Genomic DNA, 21,615 nt, shown 5'->3' with positions numbered 1-21,615 from the left:
GTCCTGATCCACTCAGCGCGTTCTCCCTGCCTGCGTGACGCGACGAACACCCACCGGCCGTGGCGCAAACCCGGCACAATGGCCCGGTGTGCAGACGGCCCCCGGTTCCCCTGCTCGTGTTGCTGGCACTCGCGCTGACCGCGTGCGGCGCGCCGGTGCCCGGCCGCGCGGGGCCCAGTTCGACGATCGTGGGCGACGCCATCCGGCTGAGCACCTCGTCCCTGGTGGATTCCGGGTTCGTGCACGGCGGCGACGGCGGCGAGATCGACAAACTGGCCGCCACCGCGATCACCGACATCCAGGCCTACTGGACGCAGGCGTTCCCGCGGACCTTCGGCGCGCCGTGGCAGGAGCTGCGCGGCGGGTTCTTCTCCGCCGACACCGCGGACGCGGGCGGCCAGCCGCCGCCGTGCAGCAAATCGACGGCCGCGATCGCGGGCAACGCCTACTACTGCCCGAGCGGCGATCTGATCGTCTGGGACCGCGCGGCGCTGATCCCGGTGCTCACCGAACGGTTCGGCGCGGGGGCCGTGATGCTCGTGCTGGCACACGAAACCGGGCACGCCGTGCAGCAGCGCACCGGGGTGACCGGGGGCGGCGAGCGGCGGCGGCCGGACCTCTACCCCGGGGTGGTCATCGAATCGATGGCCGACTGCTACGCGGGCTCGTTCATCCGCTGGGTCGTGGACGGCCACGCCGAGCACCTGAAACTCCAGCGTGGCGAACTCGATTCGGCGCTGCGCGCGCTCATCACGTTCCGGGATCCGGTGGGCACCCCGAACACCGACAACCGCGCCCACGGTGACGCGTTCGACCGGGTCTCCGCCTTCCAGGACGGCTATGACCAGGGCCCCGAACTGTGCTCCAAGATCACCGCGGAGAACCGCGAGTTCACCCAGCGCGCGTTCGGCGACGCCGAGGACGAGGCCCGGGGCGGGAACCTGCCGCTGCCCGATCTGATCTCCGCGATGTCCGGGGACCTCGCGGAGCACTTCACGCTCGAGCTCAGCAATCTGGGCAAGCAGTGGACGCCGCCGCGGATCGAGGCCGCCGTGCCCGATCCGCTGTGCACGTCCGGAAAGCAGGGCGCGGCGAGTTACTGCCCGGTGGCCAACGCCGTGCAGACGACCGGCCCCGTGCTCCCCGAACTGCACGCGAGCATCGGCGACTTCGGCAGCGGGACCGAACTGGCCACCCGGTACGCGCTCGGTGTGCTGCACGCGCTGGAACGTCCGCTCGCCGGGGAGGAGACCCGGCGCCAGATCCTGTGCCTGGCCGGGGCGTACACCGGATCGCTGCTGAAGCCGCAACGCGAGTTCGCGCTGTCCCCGGGCGACCTGGACGAGGCGGTCCAGGCGCTGCTCGCCTACGACGATCCGGCCCGGGACACCGAGGGCGGGTCGATCCCGTCGGGATTCGACCGGGTTTCCGCGTTCCGCACCGGTGTGACCGGCGCCGATCCCGCCTGCGGGCTGAGTTAGGCCAAGTGGCGGGTGCGCCCGCGCCGCACTCTGTAGGGTGCCCTCCGTCAAGTATTTGTGAAGGGCCGCGAAGTGCCCTGGACCGGCGAAGCGAGTGAACATGTTCCCAGGGGGAGTGCGACGACGCCACGGCTGGACGGCGATCCTGGCCGTGGCGGTCCTCGGCCTCGGCACGGCGGCGTGCGGCGGCGGCAAGGGCGAGGCCAAATCGCCCGGCAACGTGGCCGGGTTGCCGGTCACCCACTTCGAAAGCGGGTTCAAGCCGAACGCGCCGAAGCCCGACCTCCAGGTGGACGATCTCACCAACGAGGAATCGGACCAGATCGCGGCCGCCTCCATCGCGGACGTGATGTCCTACTGGGACGAGCAGCTGCCCAAGAACTTCGACGGGCAGAAGTTCGAGCCGGTCAAATCGTTGCTGTCGTACGACTCGAGCGGCGAGAACCGCGAAACCGCGTGCGGTGACACGAAGGAACTGGTCAACGCGTTCTACTGCGGGCGGGACGATTCGGTCGCCTGGGACCGGGGCGTGCTCCTGCCGATGCTGCTCAAGCGGTTCGGGAAGATGTCGGTGGTCACCGTGCTGGCGCACGAGTTCGGCCACGCGGTGCAGTACCGGCTGCTGGACAAGGCCGGGATCAGCGCGAACACGCCGTCGATCGTGAAGGAGCAGCAGGCCGACTGCTTCGCGGGCGGGTACTTCCGCTACCTCGCCGAGGACAAGAGCAAGTACTTCAAGCTGTCCACCTCCGAGGGCCTGAACGAGGTCATGGCCTCGCTGTTCTTCATCCGCGACCAGGCCGGCGACTCCGCGGTCGAGAAGGGCGCGCACGGCAGCGCGTTCGACCGGTCGTACGCGTTCCAGATCGGCTTCGAGAAGACGCCCAAGGACTGCGCCACGATCAACCTGGAGGAGATCCAGTCGCGGATCACCGAGGTTCCCTTCGCCAAGGGCAAGGACCAGCAGCAACAGGGCGACAGCAAGATCGACGAGAAGAACATCGGATTCGTCAAGGAGAGCCTGGACCAGGCGTTCTCCGGCGCGGGCGCGCAGCCGCCGCAGTTCGCCGCGGACGGCGCGGCCTGCCCGAGCGGGCCGAACACCCCGCCCGCGTCGTACTGCCCGGACAACAACACGGTCACCTACGACCTGGCGGCCCTGCGGCAGCTCGGGCAGCCCGCCGACCGCCAGGCCGAGCAGCAGGGCGAGGATCCGGGCGGCCTGGGCGACTTCGCGGTGTTCGCGGAACTGGCCTCGCGGTACGCGCAGGGCATCCAGAAGCACGTGGGCGCTTCGCTGGACAACGTCAACGCGGGGCTGCGCACGGCGTGCCTGGTGGGCGCGTGGGCCGCGGTGACCAACAAGCCCGGCAACAAGCTGCGCCTGTCCCCCGGCGACCTGGACGAGGCGATCGCCGACCTCCTGCTGCCGAACAGCCTGGTGTCCGCGGACGTCAACGGAAAGCGGGTGGAAAGCGGGTTCGCCCGGGTCGCCGCCCTGCGCAAGGGTTACGTCGAAGGCTCCAAGACCTGCACCGACCAGTACGGCTAGGTCCCGGGAAGTTTCATGAGGGGACCCCTCCAGACAGAATTCGTCCGGAGGGGTCCCCTCATGACATCGGGCTCGGCTCAGAAGAGCGCGCTGGCCAGGTCGCGGCGGGCTTTGGTGACGCGGTCGTCGCCCGCGTCGAAGAGGTCGAACAGGCCGACCAGGTGTTCGCGCACCCGGTTGCGCTCCTCGCCCGCGGTGCGGCGCACGGTGGCGATCAGTCGCGCGAAACCGTCCTCCACGCGCTGCTGGGCGACTTCGTAGTCGGCCGCGGCGAGCTGCGCGTCCACGTCGTCGGGCGAGGCCTCGGCGCGGGAGACCACGGACTCGTCGACCTGGCTGGCCCGGGCCGAGAACCGCACCTGCACCAGGGCCGCCTTCGCCTGCTCGTTGGCCGGTTCGGCGTCCAGGATCCGCTGGTACGCGGCCTCCGCCTCGGCGAAGTCACCCCGGTCGAAGGCCGCCTCGGCCTCGGTGAACCGCGGGTCCTCCGGCTCCTCGACGGGCTCGCCGCCCGCTTCGGCCTCCCGGATCCCGGGCAGTTTGTCCCGCAAGGCGTCCAGCAGCGAACCGATCCACTTCTTGATCTCCGGTTCCGGCAAGGCCCCGGAGAACGCGTCCACCGGCTGGCCGCCGGCGATCGCGACCACGGTCGGAATGGACTGCACGCCGAACAGCTGCGCGATCCGCGGGTTGGCGTCGACGTCGACCTTGGCGAGCACCCACGCCCCGCCCGATTGCGCGGCGAGCCGCTCCAGCACCGGGCTGAGCTGCTTGCACGGCCCGCACCACTCGGCCCACAGGTCGACGACCACGAGCTGCTTCAGGGACCGCTCGACCACCTCGGCCTGGAAGGTCGCCTCGGTGACGTCGAGCACCGCCGCGCCCGGTTTCGCCCCGTCGCCCTTGGGCGCGCCCGGCGCGGCGGCCGGAGGCGCCTGCTGCTGCCGTGCCGCGTCCGCGCGCGCCTTCAGCGCGGACAGATCGACCGCGCCGGACAGCGCGGCGGACATTGCTGCTGACTTCGCTGCTGCTCCGCGTGGGTGTGTCACGGTTCCATCCTGGCACGGCGCCGGGAGCACTTCACCGCACACCCAGGTGATGACCGGCGGGCGCCGGTCGCTGCGCGAACGTGCGGCGGTAGTCGTTGGGCGCGACCCCGACCACGCGGTGGAAATGGTGGCGGAGCAGGGCGGCGGTGCCGAAACCGCAGCGGTGGGCGATCTCCTCGATCCCGAGCTGGGTGTCCTCCAGCAGGTGCCGCGCGAGCAGCACGCGCTGCAGGGACAGCCAGCGGTTCGGGGTGGTTCCGGTCTCGGCGACGAACCGCCGGGCGAAGGTCCGTTCGGACATGCTCGCGCGGCGCGCCAGTTCGGGCACCGAGTGCTCCTCGGCGAGGTTGTTCACCAGCCAGTCGAGCACCGGCTGCAGGCTGTCCCCTGTGCACTCGGGGATCGGCAGCGCGACGAACTGCCGCTGGCCGCCTTCGCGTTGCGGCGGAACGACCATCCGCCGCGCGATCGTGGTGGCCGCCGCGGACGAGACCTCCCGGCGGACCAGGTGCAGGCACGCGTCGATCCCGGCGGCCGTTCCGGCGCCGGTCACGACGTCGCCGTCGTCGACGAAGAGGACGTCCGGGTCCAGTTTGGCGTCCGGGAACCGGCGGGTGAACTCGGCGGCGTAGCGCCAGTGCGTGGTGCACCGCCGCCCGTCGAGCAGCCCGGCGGCGCCGAGGACGAAGGCGCCGCTGCACAGCGAAAGCAGGGTGGCGCCGCGCGCCGAGGCCGCCCGCAGCGCTTCGAGCACCGCGGGCGGGTACTCCGCCCGGACCGTGCACGCGGGCACCGCGACCAGATCGGCGCCCTCGAGTGCGTCGAGCCCGAACTCGGGGGACATGGTCACGCCGACGCTGAACCGCATCGGCTCCCCGGGCCGTTCGCCGCAGACCCGGAACTCGACCGGCGGCACCCCGTCGTCGACCCGGTCGACGCCGAAGACCTCGGAGATCACGCCGAATTCGAAGGGCATCAGCCCGTCGACGACCACGGCGGCGACGGTGTTCAGCATGCCGCGAGCGTACTTGGCAGGATTTTGTGGCACAAGGTCAGAACTGCCACTGTTGGCGGAATGTAGTGGAGCGCAAAATTCATGCCATGACGCCAGCACTCTTCGCACTGATCGTCCTGGGCCTGACCGTCTACGGCCTCCAGCGCAACCACGCGCGTCAGCGGCCCGGCCCGCTCGGCGGTCCGGACATCGAGGACCGGGACGCCGCCCGCGTGCGCGCCGACCTCCGGTCCGCCAGGCCAGCCGACCCGGCGCGGCGTTATTCGACTTCCAGGCGCTTCTCCAGGCGTTCGACCTTGGCTTCGAGCTGACCGCGGTCGTAACCGGGCCGGATATCGGCCTTGAGCACCAGGCCGACCCGGGCCGAGTCCTCCCCGGCCGCGAACACGGCCCGCTTCACGACGTCCATCACCTCGTCCCAGGAGCCCTCCACATTGGTGAACATCGCGTTGGTCGAGTTCGGCAGGCCCGACTCGCGCACCACCCGGACGGCCCGGGCGACCGCCTCGCTCACCCCGCCGTCCGGGTCACCACCGGACGGGCTGACGCTGAAGGCGACGATCATCGACACTCCTTGTTTCCGCACTATTTGGCACTACCCTGACCAGCTTCCGGGTACCCGCTGGTAACTTCGAGCGCCATGAGCCGTCCCCTGCCGTTCGACCCGATCGCACGCGCGGCGCAGCTGTGGGAGGAGCGCATCGGGCCCTCCGGAACCATGGCCGCGGTCACCGGCGTGATGCGTGTGCAGCAGATCATCCAGTCCGCGGTGGACGGTGCGCTGAAGCCGCACGGGCTCACCTTCGCCCGCTACGAAGCGCTGGTGCTGCTGACCTTCTCGCGACGCTCGAGCCTGCCGATGCGGGTGATGGGCGAGCGCCTGCAGCTGCATCCGACCAGCGTGACGAACATCGTGGACCGCCTGGAGAAGGACGGCCTGGTGAAACGGGTGCCGCATCCGACCGACCGGCGCACCACCCTGGTGGAAATCACCGACGAGGGCCGGGCGCGCCGGGAGGAGGCGACCGAGGCGGTCACCGGGATCGACTTCGGGCTCACCGGGCTGACCGAGCGGCAGACCGAACAGCTCACCGAATTGCTGACCAAGGTCCGCAAGGCGACCGGCGACTTCACCGAATGAGCGCGCTGAAGGGGCACCGAGCGCGCTCGGTGCCCCTTCAGCGGGATTCTCAGGCGGCGACGGTTTCCCGCGGGGCGCTCGCGAACAGGCCGGTGCCGCCGTGGCGCAGCCGCTCCGGGCCGTCCAGCTTGCCGGTGCGCAGCGCCCACTTCTCGAAGATCCAGGTGAACAGCGGAGGAATGCTGGACAGCAGCGCCAGCACGAGGGTCTTCGGGCGCCAGCCGAGCGGCTTGAACACCACGAGGGACACCAGCACGTAAGCCACGAAGATGATCCCGTGCACCATCCCGAGCACCGGCACGCCACCCTCGCCGGCCTCGACGACGTACTTGAAGAACATCCCGATCAGCAAACCCGCCCAGGAAAACGCCTCGGCGACGGCGGCCACGCGGAACAAGACAGCGGCCTTGCTGGACACGACTCCTCCTAGAGGTCCACGCACAAAAATCGTCCGACGACGGGGTTCAACGGGGGCTCCCGCTTACGTCAACCACGCTGTCGGACGTTGCGATACCAGTGTGAGCCGTGATGGCGGTCACCGGAACACCGGGGCCCTGGTGATCATGCTCACCGAGCACGGCTTCGGTGCGCCGGTGTAACCCGGAACACAGTTCGCGCGACCCTCCATCATGGAGCGTTCATCGAAGACCACCCGCCTGCTGCTGGGTCTCCCGGCCGCCGCCCTGGTGCTCGCGCTCGGTGCCGTCCCCGCCACCGCGGATCCGGGGAACGGGCACGGCGGTGAGCACGGCGCCCCGGCGAAACCGACGAAGAAGTCCGGCCCGGACACCGGCAGCCCGCAACCACCGTCCACTGCGGACTTCTCCGGCCACGGTGCCAACACGCACGGCCCGTACGACTCGACTCGCGACGGCTCCCCGTCGGCCAACGGCAACGGCGGCGGCAAGGCCGCGGGCAAACCGTGCGCCGGATGCGTCGGCAAGGCCGACAACAAGAGCCCGTCCGGCCAGTTGCCCGGCGGCTCGGACCCCGACGCGGGCTACGAATGCGACCGGAACCACGGCGTCGGCCGCGGCAATCCCGCGCACACCGCCTGCGAACCGGGCACCGCGACCCCGCCGCCCGTCGAAAACCCACCGGGCGCCACCGAACCCGGCCAAGTTCCCCCCGGACAACCGCCGACCGCACCACACCCCATGGCACCGCCCCCGGCGATCCAGCCAGCCGCCCTGGCCGCCACCACCATCCCGGCTCTCGGCCCGCCGGCCACCGAATCCCTCGCCCACACCGGCTTCGACGCCGAACTCCCCACGCTGGCCGCCCTCGCCCTCCTCAGCGCGGGCACCGTCCTCTACACCGCCTCCCGCCGCCGTGCGGCTCGCTAGCCCGAGTTGCACGCTCCGGCAAGCGAGTTGCACGTTCGGGCACGCGAACTACCCATCCAGGTAAGCGAGTCGCACGTTCGGGCCAAGGGCTGAAGTCAAGCCCGCGCACGAAACGCCGAACTCAATGACCCGAGTGTTCAACTCGCGTGCCCGAGTGTTCAACTCGCTTACCTGAATGTGCAACTCGCGTGCGCGAACGTGGAACTCGGGCGTCCGGATTCCCGGGGCGAGGGCGGGCGCCCCGGGAATCCGGACGGTCAGGGGGTCGCGCAGGGGGAAGGCGGGGCGCCGTTCGGGCCGGTGGCCCAGGTGGTTTGCGCGGCGTCCTCGGTCAGGCCGTAGCGCAGGGTGGCGCCGCGGGTGAGTTGTTCGAGGCCGACATACGCGCGGTCGCTGGAAATCCCGTTCACCCGCAGATCCCGCACGTACTGGATCTTCGTGCCCTGCGCGCCGGAAGCTTCGAGCACCACGTCCCGGTGGTTTTCCAGGTGCAGCACGGCCTTGGTGAACCGCGGCGCGTTCAGCACGAACTGGCCGGTTCCCGGGACCGCCGGGTACATGCCCAGCGCGCTGAACACGTACCACGCCGACATGGTGCCGAGGTCGTCGTTCCCGGTCACCCCGTCCGGGGCGTTGGTGAACAGGTGGTGCGCGGCGCGGACCACGGCCGAGGTCTTGGCCGGCTGGCCGGTGAGCGCGTACATCCACGGCGCGTGCAGGTCCGGCTCGTTGTTCGGGTTGTACCGGAACTGGTTGTAGTAGTCGTACGGACCGATGACCCACTTCTCCCGCACGGTTTTCACCGGATCAACCAGAAGATCCGGATACGCGAAGAAGTCGTCCAGCCGCTTACCGGTCTGGGCCGGGCCGCCCATCCGCCGCACCAGGCCCGGCACGTCCTGCTGCGCCAGCCACTGGTACTGCCACGCGGTGCCCTCGTGGAAACCGTCCTGCCCCTGCGGGGTGTACGGCTTGTTCGGCGGGCTGAACCATTCGCCACCGGGCACCTTCGGGCGCGGGAAACCGGTGAACCCGCGGTCGGAAACGCTTGCGTCCCAGAGCTTCTGGTAGTTCCGCCCGCGCTCGGCAAGGGCCCGCGCGTCCCCGGAGCGACCCAGCGCGGCGGCCAGCACCGAAAGCGAGCAGTCGCCGAGCGCGTATTCCAGGGTCGCCGAGGCGCCGTGGTGCGGGTCGACGTCCTGGCCCTTCTTCGGGAAGTTCGGGTCGTACTGCACCCAGCCGTTGGCCTGGTAACTCGGATTCCCCGATCGGCCCTCGAACGGTGAACTCGCGGGCGGCACCAGATCGGCGTTCTGCTTCAACGCCCGGTAGGCCTGGTCCTCCAGCCCGCGCAGCGCGCCGAACCGCCACAGGTCGACCAGGAACGGGGTGACCGGGTCCCCGGTCATCGTATTGGTCTCCTGGTTGGCATAGGCCCAGCGCGGCAGCCAGCCGCCCTGCTCGTGGATCGCCAGCACCGACTTCGCGACGTCCCGCGCCCGCCCCGGCCGCAGCAGCGCGAGCAGCTGGTTCTGCGTGCGGTAGGTGTCCCACAGCGAGAAGAACTCGTAGTACGTCCACCCCACCGCCCGGTGCACCTGGTTGTCGAAACCGCGGTAACGGCCGTCGGCGTCGTTGCCGGTCAGCGGTTGCAGCAGCGCGTGGTAGAGCGAGGTGTAGAACACCGTGCGGTCGTCCGTGCTCCCGCCGGCGATGTCCACAGTGGACAACTCCTGGCGCCAGGTGCGCTGGACGGCGGCGCGGGCCTGGTCGAACGAGCGCAGGCCGCCCCAGCCTTCGAAGAGCAGGTTGCGGCGGGCGCCCTCGGCGTCCACGTGGGAGATCGCGGTCGTCGCGGTGACCTGGCGCGCGGCGCCCGGATCGAAGGTCAGCCACGCACCGCGCAGCCCGGCGCCGCCCGCGGATTCCCGGCTGCCGGGGGCGCCGCCGGTCGGCGACCAGGTGCCGAACGAGCTGAACGGCCGGTCGAACTTCGTCACGAAATGCGTGGTGTAGGGCTTTCCGCCGCAGAACGCCTGCGATTCGACGGTGCCCTCCACGGTCCGGTCGTCCACCACCCGGACGCTGCTCGCGGTGACCGGTTCCTTGTCGTTGGCCTGTCCGGTGTTCACGAACACGTTGACCGGACCGGGTTTGGTGAACGTGTAGCGCTCGACGCCGGTCCGGGTGGACGCCGTGGTCTCCGCGTCGATGCCGCCGTACCCGGTCAGGCGGACCTTGTAGTAGCCGGGTTTGCCGACCTCGCCGTCGTGCGTGTACGCCGAGCCGTAGCGCTTGTGGTCGAAGGTCGCGGGTTTCGTGGTGTCGAAGTCGCCGCCGGTCGCGACCGAACCGGTCGTCGGCAGGGTGGACACCAGCCCGCCCTGTTCCCAGCATCCCGCGCCGGACAGGAAGAAGTGCCCGAAACCGCGGATCGCCGGGTCGTCGTACCGGTAACCGGCGTAGTGCGAGCCGATCGGACTGACCTGGGTCATCCCGAACGGCGCGGACGCGCCGGGGAACGTGTTGCCGTCCTTCTTGGTGCCGATGAACGTGTTGACCGAATCGAGAACGTCACCGGGCCGGGGCGCGGCGGAGGCCGCCGCGGGCACCAGAACCGAAGTCGCCGCCGCCGTCGCGGCCAGCGTGGCGATCCATTGTCGAGCGCGCACCCTCTCGCCTTTCGCTACCGATCCACGCGCGCACCGGCCGCCGGGGAGAGAATCACTGACAACCTTGTCGCGCACACCCTTGCCGGGTCACCTTGCGCACCCGCGACAGGGGACGTCAAGGGAAGGCGACCAGCCTGTCCGAAAGCGGACAACCGAGTAGCAACGCCCACCTACCGACGGGGGTCGTGAGTGTTCGGACCGGTTAGAACCGGCCGCGTCACTCACGACCCCTTGACAGCGGTCGGCCCGTGGTGTGCAATCTGCGCCACTATGACAACGTTGTCGCCAGACGGCCCGGGAGGTGCTCCCAAGGCCGCCAGTACCAGGACGATGAGCCGCCGCGCCACGATGAGCGACGTGGCCCGGCTCGCGGGCGTGAGCATCAAAACGGTCTCGCGGGTGGTGAACGACGAACCCGCGGTGCACCCGGACACCGCCGAGCGCGTGATGGCGGCGATCGAGCAACTCGGCTTCCGGCGCAACCTCGGCGCGCGCAACCTCAGACGCGGCTCCACGACCGGCACGATCGGCCTGATCGTCGAGGACGTGGGCAACCCGTTCTACTCCGAGCTCACCCGGGCCGTGGAGAAGATCGCCACCTCGTTCGGCCGCCAGGTGCTCACCGGTTCCTCGGACGAGGACTCCGGACGGGAACGCGAACTGGCCCTGGAGTTCTGCTCCCGCCGGGTCGACGGGATCCTGGTGGTGCCCGCCGGGATGCAGCACGGCTACCTGGTGCCGGAGATGCGCGCGGGCACGCCGGTGGTGTTCATCGACCGCCCGGCCGGCGACATCGTGGCCGACACCGTGCTGGTGGACAACATCGGCGGGACCGTCGAGGCGGTCACCCACCTCGCGGCGCACGGCCACCGGCGGATCGCGTTCCTCGCCGACAGCCCGGACATCTACACCGCGTCCGAGCGCCTGCGCGGGTTCCGCGAGGGCTGCGCGCGGGCCGGGATCCGCTACGACGAGCGCCTGGTCATCATGCGCACGCCCACCGAGGAGAGCGTGGCCGATTCCGTGCGGCGGCTGCTCGACGGCCCGGAGGCCGCCACCGCAGTCATCGCCGGGAACAACCGGGTCACCGTGCACCTGCTGCGCGCCCTGGCCGGAACCGGGCGCGGCCGCCCGGCCCTGGTCAGCTTCGACGACTTCGAACTCGCCGACATCCTCGACCCGCCGGTCACCGTGATCGCCCACAACGTGAGCGCGCTCGGTGAAGCGGCCGCCGAGTTGCTGTTCGCCCGTCTCCAGGGCGACCAATCCGCCCCGAGAAAGGTAGTTCTTCCTGTGCATCTTGTAGCGCGTGGTTCCGGCGAGGTGCGCCCGTGAACCTGTTCCGCGGCCCGATCAAGCTGCCGGCGAACCAGCCGCCGCAGTTCTACCGCGGTGGCGACGCGATCGCCGCGCTGCGCGGAGCTTCCGGCGCCGACACCAGGTTCGGGCCGGAGGACTGGGTCGGTTCCACCACCACGATGTTCGGCCAGGCGGAGAACGGCCTGACCCGGCTGCCCGACGGCCGCTGGCTGCGAGACGCGGTGCGCGCCGATCCGAAGGGATGGCTGGGCGACGACCACGTGTCCGCCTTCGCCGATTCGACCGCGCTGCTGGTGAAGTTGCTCGACGCGGGGCAACGGCTCCCGGTGCACTTCCACCCGGACGACGCGTTCGCCCGGCGCCACTTCGACTCGCATTTCGGCAAGACCGAGGCGTGGATCGTGGTCGGCACCTACGGCGACGATCCGCGCGTCTACCCGGGTTTCCGGGAGTCGCACAGCGCGGAGACCATCAACGAATGGGCGCGCGAGCAGGACGCGCCGACGATGCTGTCCGCGCTGAACAGCATCCCGGTCAGCCCCGGTGACACGGTCTACATCCCGGCGGGCCTGCCGCACGCGATCGGCGAAGGCGTCTTCGTCGTCGAACTGCAGCAGCCGACCGACTTCTCGCTCACCCTGGAGTGGCGGGACTTCCTGGCCGCCCCGGAGAAGGCGCACCTCGGCCTCGGGTTCGAGACCGCGATCGAGGCGCTCGACCGCACCGGCTGGGACGAAGACCGGCTGAACACCATCGTCAAGCGCACCGCGAACCTGACTGGGTCCACTGTGGACCTTCTGGTGGACGACGCGGCGGCGTTCTTCCGGGCCGAGCAGGTGCGCCCCTCGCCCGCGCTGTCGCTGGACCCGTCCTTCGCGGTGCTGGTCGTGCTGGGCGGTTCCGGCACGCTGCGCACCGAGCACGGCGGCGACCACGCGCTGGTCAAGGGCGACACGTTCGTCGTCCCGCACGCCGCCGGGGAATCCACTGTGGAGGGTGAGCTGACGCTCATCCGCTGCCGCCCGCCCGCGCCGAAGGGGGACCGATGACCGACGAGATCCTGCTGGACGCCCAGAACCTGGTGAAGCACTACGGCTCGGTGGAGGCGCTGCGCGGCGCCTCGTTCACCGCGCGCGCCGGGGAGGTCACCGCGCTGATCGGCGACAACGGCGCCGGGAAGTCGACGCTGATCAAATGCCTGTCCGGCGCGGAACAGCCCGATTCGGGGCGGATCCTGCTCGACGGCAAGGAGATCACCCTGGACTCGCCGACCACCGCCCGCCGCCTGGGCATCGAGACCGTGTACCAGGACCTCGCGGTGGCCCCGGAACTCGATCCGGCGGCGAACCTGTTCCTCGGCCGGGAGATCCACCGCAAGGGGATCCTCGGCAAGCTCGGCATGCTGGACAAGGCCGAGATGCGGCGCCAGGCCGTGCGGGAGTTCCAGCGCCTCGGCGTCACGCTGCAGAGCACCGACGTGCCGATCGGCTCGCTGTCCGGCGGGCAGCGGCAGAGCGTCGCGGTGGCCCGCTCGGTGGTGTGGGCCAGCAAGGTCGTGTTCATGGACGAGCCGACCGCGGCGCTCGGCGTGGTCCAGCGCGAACGCGTGCTCGACGTGATCAAGAAGGTCCGCGACCAGGGGATCGCGGTCGTGCTGATCAGCCACAACATGCCCGAGGTGCTCTCGGTGTCGGACCGGGTCGAGGTACTGCGCCTCGGCAAGCGGGTCGCCCGGTTCGACGCGGAAGGCACCCAGCTCGAAGACCTCGTCGCCGCGATGACCGGCGCGCTCACTCAGGAGGAGGCGGCGTGACGATGTCCACCAAACCGGCGCCCTCGTCGGTACAGTCCGAAGTGGACGGTACCGGCGGATTCGTCAAGCGCTCGCTGGGCGCGCGGCTCGTCTCGGCGAACACGTTCTGGATCGCGCTGGTGCTGCTGGCGCTGATCGTGGTGTTCACCGCGATGCGCCCCGCGCAGTTCGCGACCGTGTTCACCTTCCAGACCCTGCTGATCGAGACCTCGGTGCTGCTGGTGCTCTCGGTCGGCATGACCTTCGTGATCATCACCTCCGGGATCGACCTCTCGGTCGGCTCGGTGCTGATCTTCGCGGGCATGGTCGCCGGGAAGACCATGGAGGCGCTCTCCGGCGGCAACGCCAGCGCCGCGGGGTGGGGCGTGATCACCGTCGGGCTGATCGCCGCGGTGGTCGCGGGCACGCTGTGGGGCCTGCTCAACGGGTTCCTGATCGCGGTGGCCAAAATCCCGCCGCTGATCGTCACGCTCGGCACGATGGGCGCCGCCCTGGGCGCGGCGTACCTGCTGAACAACGGCTCCGACGTGCGCAGCGTGCCGACCACCCTGAACAACACCCTCGGCTACGGCACCTCGTTCGGCGGAATCCCGAACCTGGTGCTGGTCGCCGTGGTGATCACCCTGATCGGCGCGTGGCTGCTGCACACCACCAAGTTCGGCCGCTACACCTACGCGGTCGGTTCCAACGCCGAGGCCGCGCGCCGGGTGGGCATCGGGGTGACCGCGCACCTGCTCAAGGTGTACCTGCTCACTGGTTTCCTCGCCGGGATCGCGGGGTTCATGTCGCTGGCGTACTACGCGTCGACCACGATCTCGGCGCACACCACCGACAACCTCAACGCGATCGCGGCGACGGTGATGGGCGGCACCAGCCTGTTCGGCGGCGTCGGCTCGGTGCTCGGCACGGTGATCGGCGTGTTCATCCCGGCGGTGCTGAAGAAGGGCTTCAACATCACCGGCGTCCAGGACTTCTGGCAGATGATCGCGGTCGGCGCGGTGCTCATCGCGGCGGTCTGGTTCGACCAGCGCCGTCGCCGCCTGCGGAACTCCCGGTAATCCCCACAACGAAGTGCGGAGGCACAGATGAAAGCAACCCCTAGGACGGTCCTGTCGGCGGCCTCGGCGCTGGCCGTCGCGGCGCTGGTGGCGGCCTGCGGTTCCGGGCAGGTGGGCCAGTCCGGCGACCCCGGCCAGCCCGCGCAGAACAACAAGAAGCTGACCCTGATCCAGGGCGTGCAGGCCGAGCCGTTCTACATCTCGATGCAGTGCGGCGCCCAGGCCGAGGCCCAGAAGCTGGGCTACTCCCTGGACACCCAGGCGCCGCAGAAGTTCGACGCGGCGATGCAGACCGAGAAGGTCAACGCCCTCGGCTCGAACCTGCCCGCGGCGCTGCTCATCGCGCCGACCGACGCCCAGGCGATGCTGGCGCCGATCCAGCAGGTCAAGAACCGCGGGGCGAAGATCGTCGAGGTGGACACCGCGCTGGACGACAAGAGCGTGGCGGTGTCGTCGATCTCGTCGAACAACGCCGAGGGCGGCAAGCTGGCCGCGCAGACCCTGGCCAAGCTGGTGGGCGGCAAGGCGGGTTCGGTGCTGGTGCTGGACACCATCGCCGGGACCTCGACCACCAACGCGCGGGCCAAGGGCTTCTCCGACGAACTGAAGAACCACCCGAACCTGAAGTCGGTCGGCATCCAGTTCACCCAGAACGAGCCGGATCAGGCGGCGGGGAAGGTGACCGCGGCGATCGCGTCCACTCCGGACCTGGTGGGCATCTTCGCCACCAACCTGAACACCGGTGAGGGCGCGGCGACCGGTCTGCGCAACGCGGGCAAGATCGGCCAGATCAACCTGGTCGGCTTCGACGCGAGCCCGTCCGAAGTGGAGGGGCTGCGCAAGGGCGAGTACCAGGCCCTGATCGCCCAGGACCCGGCCGAGATCGGGACGAAGGGCGTGCAGCAGGCGGTCGCGGCGCTGGAGGGCAAGCCGACCGAGCGGAACATCACCGCGGGCCTGCATTCCATCACCAAGGACGACATGGACGCCAACCAGAAGTACTTCTACAAGCAGCAGTGCTGAGGTAACTGACGCGGACGCGGGTGTTCCGGGCGGCGCGGGCCGCCCGGAACACCCGCGTTTCGCTTACGGCTTGGGCGGGCATTCCTTCCAGGCGAAGTGGTAGATGGTCTTGTAGCTGGTGTCGGTCGAGTCCATGGTGATGAAGCTGGTGGTCTTGGTCGGATCCGAGGTTCCGGCGCTCACCCGCAGCTCGGTGTTGATGTTGAAGTTGCGCTCCTCACCGCAGGGCTTGTAGACGAGCTGGTCGACGGGGACCTTGTCGGTGGTCTGCCAGTCGTCGCTGAGGAAGCCCTTGAACTCGTGGCTGATCGGCGTGGTCTGCGACGAGCCCTGGAAGTAGTAGTTCGCCTTCTCCACGGCGGTCGCGCCCTTCTCCAGGTGCGCGAAGCCGCGGTAGTCGGTCTGGGCGATCGCGTAGGTGAAGCCCTGCGGCACGTGCACGATGAGGTTGAGCTGGCAGTTCTTCCGCCAGTCGGTCGGTTTCGCGCCCACGCCCACCTGGGCCGTGTACTGGCTGTAGGTCACGGTGAAGGCCTTGTTGTCCTCCGACACCGCGACCGCGGCGCTCCCGGCCGGGCAGCCCGACCCGTTCACGGTGACGATATCGATGACGATCTCCCCGGCGGGCGGGTCCGGGAAATGCCCCTGCGCCTGCGCCGCCGGAGCGATTAACAACGACGAGGCCAAGGTGGCCGCCGCGATCATACCGAGCATGGTTCCTCCCAATTTGTTTCAGTAAAGGGCGCACCACGAAGTACGTGGACTCGAGCGCCCGCGCAGGGTGTCCCCCAGTTTTTGGCAGAATCTGCCGAATTATCGGAAACGAATACGTCCAGGCACACACGAAACGAGAGACGCCGCTGGACGGGAAAAGCGGTGGAGAGCACGGCGGCCGCCACTGGATCGCAGGGCGGTCGCCGCGCGTGGGTTCTTCTTCAGTTGGCGCCGGCCGCGAAGGGCCTCAGGCGTCGCAGCGCTTCCACGCGAAGTGGTACGTCGTCTTGACGCTGCCGTCGGTCGAGTCCATCGAGATGAAGCTGGTGGTGTCGGGCCTGGCGGAGCCCGCGTTCACCCGCAGTTCGGTGTTGACGTTGAGGTTGCGGTACTCCCCGCACGGAGCCCACACCAGGCTCGCCCAGTCGGTCTGGTCGGTGGTCTGCCAGTCGTCGCTGAACGGGCCGTTGAACGTGTGGCTCACCCGTTCCGTGGCCGACTGGCCCTGGAAGTAGTAGTTGGCCCGCTCGAGCGCGCTCGCGCCCTTCTCCAGGTGCGCGAAGCCGCGGTAGTCGGCCTTGGCGATCGCGTACGTGAAGCCCTGCGGGTAGTGCACCTGCAGGTTGAGCTGGCAGTTCTTCCGGAAGTCGGTCGGCGACGCACCGGCGCCGGCCTGGGCGAGGTAGTCGCTGTAGGTCACGGTGAAGGCGGTGTTGTCGGACGACACGGCGATGGCGGCGGTCCCGGGCGGGCAGCCCGAGCCGTTGACCGTCACGATGTCGACGGTGATCCGATCGGGCGGGGGGCCACTGGGTTGCGCGGAAGCCGGGGCGGTGAGCAAGGACATGGCCACGCCGGCAGCCGCGATCATACTAAGCATGCAGGTTTCCTCCTGACACTTCAGGATATGATCGAAATTAGCGTCCCGTTCAGCATAAGCGGAAGCATGGTTATTTACCGCCACTGAACGGAGCAATATTCCACCACATCAACGGCCTACCAGCCAGAACCCGAACCGCACTGACGCAATTACGTCAGAACAAGAAGACGCAGAATCCAAACAAATCCGGTGATTTATTTCCCGGGGCACAAAAATACAATCTTCAAATTTCGTTTCCTTATGCGGCCGAACGGTCGCAGCGGGATCGTCCCGTCACGACCGGGCGTCGGCCCGGCACCGGTTCGGCGACGATCACGCCGCACCCGTCTATGCTTGACCGCCCATGCCCTCGCCCGCCGCCGACGCCTCCGGCCGGGGACCGTACCGTCCCTGGCGAGTCCGGTCGCGCACCGAGTCCGATCCCATCCCGGCGCTGCGGTCCGCCCGCGAGATCGCCGAGGAACTGCGGGACGGGCTGTCCGGCGCCGGGGCGCGGCGCGCGGCGAACGAACTGCGCCGGCTGGTCGGCGCGCACGGGCTCGGCCTGGCCGATCTGTCCGGTTCGCTGCTCTGGTCCGGACGTCCCGCGGACGACTCCGCCGTGGCCGGGCTGCTGGACGAGGTGCTGCACACCGAATCGCTCAGCGGCCGCGTTCCGCTGGTCGCCGTCCCGCTGCACCCGCACGACGAACTCGCCGGTGTGCTGGTGCTTTCCGGGCCGGTGCGGCGATCCGCGATCCGGGAAGCGGCCGCGCTGATCGTGCACGCCCTCGAACGGGGCCGGTTGGAGGCGTCGGCGGACAAGGCCGCCCAGGCCGAACTGCGGGCGCTGCGCGCCGAGATCTCCCCGCATTTCGTCTACAACGCGCTGACCGTGATCGCGTCGCTGGTGCGTTCGGAGCCGGACCGGGCCCGCGATCTGATGCTGGACTTCGCCGACTACACCCGATACAGCTTGGCCCGGCACGGCGAATACACCACGGTCGCCGAGGAGTTCCATGCGATAGAGACGTACCTGGCCCTGCAGCGGGCGGTGCTGGGCGAGCGCCTGCGGGTCCAGGTGCGGGTGGCCCCGGAGGTGCTCGCGGTCGCCGTGCCGTACCTGGTGCTGGAACCGCTGGTGGAGAACGCGATCCGGCACGGCATCGAGCCGCGCTCGGAACCGGGACTGGTCCAGGTGCAGGGCGAGGCCGAGGGCAACGACTGCGTGATCAGTGTGGAAGACGACGGAGTGGGGATGGATCCCGAGAAGGCCAAGGAGATCCTCGCCGGGCGAGGGCACGCCGGCAGTGTCGGGCTGGCCAATGTGGATCGCAGGCTGCGCCACGTGTACGGGCCGTGGTTCGGGCTCGTCGTGGAAACCGCCGAGGGCGCGGGGACCCGGGTGGTCGTCCGGGTGCCGCGGTTCCAGCCGGGGGTGATGCCATGACGCCCGGACTACGGGTACTGGCGGTTGACGACGTTCCGCCCGCGCTGGACGAACTGTGCCAGCTGCTGCGGGACGCGCCCGAGGTCGCCGAGGTGGCGGCCGCCGGGGATCCACTCAGCGCGTTGAAGATCATCCAGGCCGAGCGGTTCGACGCGGTGTTCCTGGACATCGCGATGCCCGGCCTGGACGGGCTGGAACTGGCTTCCCTGCTGGCGAAGCTCAGCGAGCCGCCGGTGATCGTGTTCGTCACCGCCTACGACGGGCACGCGGTGACCGCCTACGGCATCGGCGCGGTGGACTACCTCCTCAAACCGGTCCGCGCGGAACGGCTGTCCGCCGCGCTGGCCAAGGTGGTCCGGATGGCGCCCGGCAACGAAGCTCCCGCCGAGCCACCGGACGCGCTGGCCGCGCTCCCGGTGGAAAGCGGCGGGCGGACCCGGTACGTGCGGCGCGACGAGGTGCGGTTCGTGGAGGCGCACGGCGACTACGTCCGGCTGCACACCCCGGCCGGGGTGCATCTGGTCCGGATGCCGATCTCCCGCCTCGAGGAGTACTGGGAGGGCAGCGGTTTCCTCCGCGTGCACCGGGGTTTCCTGGTCTCCCTGGGCGCGGTGCGGGAACTGCGCAGCGACTCCGCGGGCGGGCTGCTGGCGCACACCGCCGTCGGGGACGTGCCGGTGAGCCGCCGCCACGCGCGCGAACTCCGCGAGCGCCTGCTGCGCGCCGCCCAGCGCGGTGAACTGTCCTCGCCGGAGCGCGGAAGCTGATGAAAACCAAGCGGGTGGCGGTGACCAGTCCGCAGACCCGGCTCGCCCGTTCGCGGCGCCGGGTCCGCGGTCGCTGGCGGGTGCCCCGGCTCGATCCGGCGGACACCGAACGCGCGCGGGGCCTGTACCGGGCGCAGCGCGGCCCGGCGCTGATCAGCGTGGTGCTGATGTTCGTCCTGGTGCTGGGCCTGCCCGTGGTGTTCGCGGTGTGGCCGGGGCTGGATCGGTTGCGGCTGCTGGGAATCCCGGCGTCCTGGCTGGTGCTCGGGGTCCTGCCGTACCCGGCGATGGTGCTGCTCGGCCGCTGGCAGCTGCGCCGGGCCGAACGCGCCGAGGACCGCTGATGCTCGCCGTCCTGGCCATCACCCCGGTCGTCCTGGTGACACTGCTGATCGGATTGCGCGGGGTGGCCGCGATGCGGACCACTTCGGACTTCCTGGTGGCCTCGCGGCGCATCTCACCGCTGCTGAACTCCGCCGCGGTGTCCGGGGAATACCTTTCCGCGGCCTCCTTCCTCGGTGTTTCCGGGCTGATGGTGAAGAACGGGATCGGCGCGCTGTGGTACCCGGTGGGGTTCACCGCGGGATACATCGCGATGCTCGCCCTCGTCGCCGCCCCGATGCGGCGCTCCGGCGCGCTCACCGTGCCGGACTTCGCCGAGGCACGGCTGAACTCGCCCGCCCTGCGCCGCCTGGCCGCGCTCGTCGTGCTGGTGATCGGGCTGCTCTACCTGGTGCCGCAGTTCCGCACCGCGGGCCTGGTGCTGGGCGCGGTGAGCAACACCCCGTACTGGGTGGGCGTGGTGATCGCCGGGACCTCGGTCAGCGCGACGCTCGCGCTCGGCGGCATGCGGGCGGCCACGTATGTCCAGGCGTTCCAGTTCTTCCTCAAGCTGCTGCTGTTCATCGTGCCCGCGATCTGGCTGGTGTCGCAGATCGGCGCGGCGGACCGGCACGAGGCGCTGCACCCGGTGGAGTTCAGCCATTTCGAACGCGAAACCACGGTGCGGTTCCAGACCGAGGTGACCCTGGAGATCCGCGAACCCACCCCGGTCCGCTCCGAAGCGGGCGAACCCGCCGTGCTGCCGCCGGGCTCGCGCACCATGGCCAAGGACGAGGTCCTGGTGTTCGCCCGCGGCACCCCGGTGCCCGGGGTGCACGGCCTCGCCGCGCTCGGCGGGCCGGACTGGCAGCGGCCGCTGCTCGATCTGAACAACGCCGACTACCCGTTGCTGGGGACCTGGGCCGTGCTCATCGCGACCATGCTCGGCACCATGGGACTGCCGCACGTGCTGATGCGCTTCAACACCAGCCCGGACGGTCGCGCGGCGCGCCGGACCGCGGCGATCACCATCGTCCTGCTGAGCGTGTTCTACCTGTTTCCCGGGATTTACGGTGTCCTGGGCCGGGTTCTGGTGCCGGAGTTGTACCTCTCCGGCGCGACGGACACCGCGGTGGTCGCGATTCCGGCCCAGGTGGACACCGGATGGCCGGGGGCGTTGTTCACCGCGCTGCTCACCGCGGGCGCGTTCGCGGCCTTCCTGGCGACCTCGCTCGGGCTGCTGCTGGTGGTTTCCGGGGCGATCGCGCACGACCTGGTTCCGGGCGGGCTGCGGCGGCTGCGGGTGGCCGTGGTGCTCGCCGCCGCGGTCATGGTCGGATTCGCGCTGCAGTCCACCGCCCTGGACGCCGGGGTGCTGGTGACCTGGGGCTTCACCGTCGCGGCGTCGACGTTCTGCCCGTTGCTGGTACTGGGCATCTGGTGGCCCCGGCTGACCGCCGCGGGTGCGATCAGCGGCGTGCTGGCCGGGCTGCTGGCCTCGTCCGGTTCGATCCTCACGGCGTTGTTCGGCCCGCATTTCGGCGGCTGGCAGGCAATACTGGTGGCACAACCGGCGCCGTGGTCGGTTCCGCTGGCATTCGTGACCATGTTCGTGGTCTCGTGGTTCGGCCGCCCGCCGCCGTGGTCGACCACGGCGATGCTCCGGCTGCACCTGGACGAGGACCGCTCCCGGGTGCCCGGCGACCCGATCCGTTCGGCGCGCCGGATGCGCCGTTCGTCAACCGTTCGTCGCACAGCTCGTCGTTTGATCCGCTGACCCTGTCACCGAGCGACTACTGATCTCTACTGTGGCGCGGCACACATCTGCCAACGCGCTGAGGAGCATTCAGTGACCAGCACGGACAGCGACCAGACGGCAGCCGTCTGGAAGCAGGCCCATCAGAGTCCGGAGTTCAAGGAACTGCGGACCAGACTACGCAAATTCGTCTTCCCCATGACTGCGTTGTTCCTCGCCTGGTATCTGCTGTATGTGTTGCTGGCTGATTATGCGCATGGGTTTATGTCGGTGAAGTT

21 protein-coding genes are annotated in these 21,615 nt (G+C 69.8%); 14 read left to right on the top strand and 7 right to left on the bottom strand.

The window, feature by feature from the left end:
- The first annotated feature begins 86 nt into the window (after window positions 1-86).
- Window positions 87-1,481 (top strand): neutral zinc metallopeptidase, encoded by a 1,395-nt coding sequence (locus FXO23_RS22525; protein ID WP_158887383.1) that lies wholly within the window; start codon window positions 87-89, stop codon window positions 1,479-1,481.
- Window positions 1,482-1,581: 100 nt separating this feature from the next.
- Window positions 1,582-3,033, top strand: a complete 1,452-nt coding sequence (locus FXO23_RS22520) for a neutral zinc metallopeptidase (protein ID WP_158887382.1) — start codon at window positions 1,582-1,584, stop codon at window positions 3,031-3,033.
- Window positions 3,034-3,110: 77 nt separating this feature from the next.
- Here the strand turns inward: FXO23_RS22520 and FXO23_RS22515 are convergent, their stop codons facing one another.
- From FXO23_RS22515 to FXO23_RS22505, 3 genes are all read right to left on the bottom strand, one after another.
- Window positions 3,111-4,043, bottom strand: a complete 933-nt coding sequence (locus FXO23_RS22515; protein WP_246257674.1) for a tetratricopeptide repeat protein — start codon at window positions 4,041-4,043, stop codon at window positions 3,111-3,113.
- A gap of 70 nt (window positions 4,044-4,113) precedes the next feature.
- Entirely contained in the window at window positions 4,114-5,097 is a 984-nt protein-coding gene (locus FXO23_RS22510; RefSeq protein WP_158887380.1) for a helix-turn-helix domain-containing protein, read from the bottom strand.
- A gap of 259 nt (window positions 5,098-5,356) precedes the next feature.
- Complete coding sequence (locus FXO23_RS22505) at window positions 5,357-5,662, bottom strand: thiamine-binding protein (protein ID WP_158887379.1); 306 nt, start codon at window positions 5,660-5,662, stop codon at window positions 5,357-5,359.
- Window positions 5,663-5,737: 75 nt separating this feature from the next.
- Between FXO23_RS22505 and FXO23_RS22500 the strand changes: the two genes are divergently transcribed.
- A complete protein-coding gene (locus FXO23_RS22500; RefSeq protein WP_158887378.1) occupies window positions 5,738-6,238 on the top strand; it encodes a MarR family winged helix-turn-helix transcriptional regulator in 501 nt (166 codons plus the stop codon).
- A 49-nt stretch (window positions 6,239-6,287) separates the two neighbouring features.
- On the opposite strand, the gene FXO23_RS22495 is transcribed toward FXO23_RS22500, so the two are convergent.
- On the bottom strand, window positions 6,288-6,656 hold the full coding sequence (locus FXO23_RS22495; protein ID WP_158887377.1) for a DUF3817 domain-containing protein: 369 nt from the start codon (window positions 6,654-6,656) through the stop codon (window positions 6,288-6,290).
- Window positions 6,657-6,867: 211 nt separating this feature from the next.
- Here FXO23_RS22495 and FXO23_RS22490 point away from each other — a divergent pair, with 211 nt between their 5' ends.
- Window positions 6,868-7,584, top strand: a complete 717-nt coding sequence (locus FXO23_RS22490; RefSeq protein WP_158887376.1) for a hypothetical protein — start codon at window positions 6,868-6,870, stop codon at window positions 7,582-7,584.
- 257 nt (window positions 7,585-7,841) lie between these two features.
- Here the strand turns inward: FXO23_RS22490 and FXO23_RS22485 are convergent, their stop codons facing one another.
- Window positions 7,842-10,256 (bottom strand): GH92 family glycosyl hydrolase, encoded by a 2,415-nt coding sequence (locus tag FXO23_RS22485; RefSeq protein ID WP_158887375.1) that lies wholly within the window; start codon window positions 10,254-10,256, stop codon window positions 7,842-7,844.
- Window positions 10,257-10,604: 348 nt separating this feature from the next.
- On the opposite strand from FXO23_RS22485, the gene FXO23_RS22480 reads away from it, so the two are divergent.
- From FXO23_RS22480 to FXO23_RS22460, 5 genes are read left to right on the top strand one after another with little or no spacing between them, the layout of a single operon-like run.
- Window positions 10,605-11,591 carry a LacI family DNA-binding transcriptional regulator gene (locus FXO23_RS22480; RefSeq protein ID WP_158887521.1) on the top strand — a complete coding sequence of 329 codons (987 nt, stop codon included), beginning with the start codon at window positions 10,605-10,607 and terminating at the stop codon, window positions 11,589-11,591.
- The gene (locus FXO23_RS22475; protein ID WP_425484890.1) at window positions 11,588-12,625 is read left to right on the top strand and encodes a class I mannose-6-phosphate isomerase; all 1,038 of its coding nucleotides are present in this window, start codon (window positions 11,588-11,590) and stop codon (window positions 12,623-12,625) included. The genes FXO23_RS22480 and FXO23_RS22475 overlap by 4 nt, the downstream gene beginning before the upstream one ends.
- Complete coding sequence (locus tag FXO23_RS22470) at window positions 12,622-13,389, top strand: ATP-binding cassette domain-containing protein (RefSeq protein ID WP_158887374.1); 768 nt, start codon at window positions 12,622-12,624, stop codon at window positions 13,387-13,389. The genes FXO23_RS22475 and FXO23_RS22470 overlap by 4 nt, the downstream gene beginning before the upstream one ends.
- Before the next feature lie 2 nt (window positions 13,390-13,391).
- A complete protein-coding gene (locus FXO23_RS22465; protein WP_158887519.1) occupies window positions 13,392-14,447 on the top strand; it encodes an ABC transporter permease in 1,056 nt (351 codons plus the stop codon).
- A gap of 27 nt (window positions 14,448-14,474) precedes the next feature.
- Window positions 14,475-15,470, top strand: a complete 996-nt coding sequence (locus FXO23_RS22460) for an ABC transporter substrate-binding protein (protein WP_158887373.1) — start codon at window positions 14,475-14,477, stop codon at window positions 15,468-15,470.
- Between the two features lie 63 nt (window positions 15,471-15,533).
- On the opposite strand, the gene FXO23_RS22455 is transcribed toward FXO23_RS22460, so the two are convergent.
- Window positions 15,534-16,184: a DUF4360 domain-containing protein gene (locus FXO23_RS22455; RefSeq protein ID WP_158887372.1), complete on the bottom strand. Its 651-nt coding sequence runs from the start codon at window positions 16,182-16,184 to the stop codon at window positions 15,534-15,536.
- A 247-nt stretch (window positions 16,185-16,431) separates the two neighbouring features.
- A complete protein-coding gene (locus FXO23_RS22450) occupies window positions 16,432-17,064 on the bottom strand; it encodes a DUF4360 domain-containing protein (protein WP_158887371.1) in 633 nt (210 codons plus the stop codon).
- Between the two features lie 343 nt (window positions 17,065-17,407).
- Here FXO23_RS22450 and FXO23_RS22445 point away from each other — a divergent pair, with 343 nt between their 5' ends.
- The 5 genes from FXO23_RS22445 to FXO23_RS22425 all read left to right on the top strand — a co-directional run.
- Window positions 17,408-18,493, top strand: a complete 1,086-nt coding sequence (locus tag FXO23_RS22445) for a sensor histidine kinase (RefSeq protein WP_158887370.1) — start codon at window positions 17,408-17,410, stop codon at window positions 18,491-18,493.
- On the top strand, window positions 18,490-19,260 hold the full coding sequence (locus FXO23_RS22440; protein WP_158887369.1) for a LytR/AlgR family response regulator transcription factor: 771 nt from the start codon (window positions 18,490-18,492) through the stop codon (window positions 19,258-19,260). The genes FXO23_RS22445 and FXO23_RS22440 overlap by 4 nt, the downstream gene beginning before the upstream one ends.
- Entirely contained in the window at window positions 19,257-19,604 is a 348-nt protein-coding gene (locus FXO23_RS22435; protein WP_158887518.1) for a hypothetical protein, read from the top strand. Before FXO23_RS22440 ends, FXO23_RS22435 begins: the two co-directional genes overlap by 4 nt.
- The gene (locus FXO23_RS22430) at window positions 19,604-21,358 is read left to right on the top strand and encodes a sodium/solute symporter (protein ID WP_158887368.1); all 1,755 of its coding nucleotides are present in this window, start codon (window positions 19,604-19,606) and stop codon (window positions 21,356-21,358) included. Before FXO23_RS22435 ends, FXO23_RS22430 begins: the two co-directional genes overlap by 1 nt.
- 72 nt (window positions 21,359-21,430) lie before the next feature.
- A partial coding sequence (locus FXO23_RS22425; RefSeq protein WP_158887367.1) for a DUF485 domain-containing protein occupies window positions 21,431-21,615 on the top strand: 185 nt, incomplete at its 3' end.

Origin of the sequence: Amycolatopsis anabasis (assembly GCF_009765355.1) — a bacterium.
GTDB classification, from domain to species: Bacteria; Actinomycetota; Actinomycetes; order Mycobacteriales; family Pseudonocardiaceae; genus Amycolatopsis; species Amycolatopsis anabasis.
The sequence above is the reverse complement of the archived record's forward strand: the minus strand, read 5'-3'. Positions and strand labels throughout refer to the sequence as shown.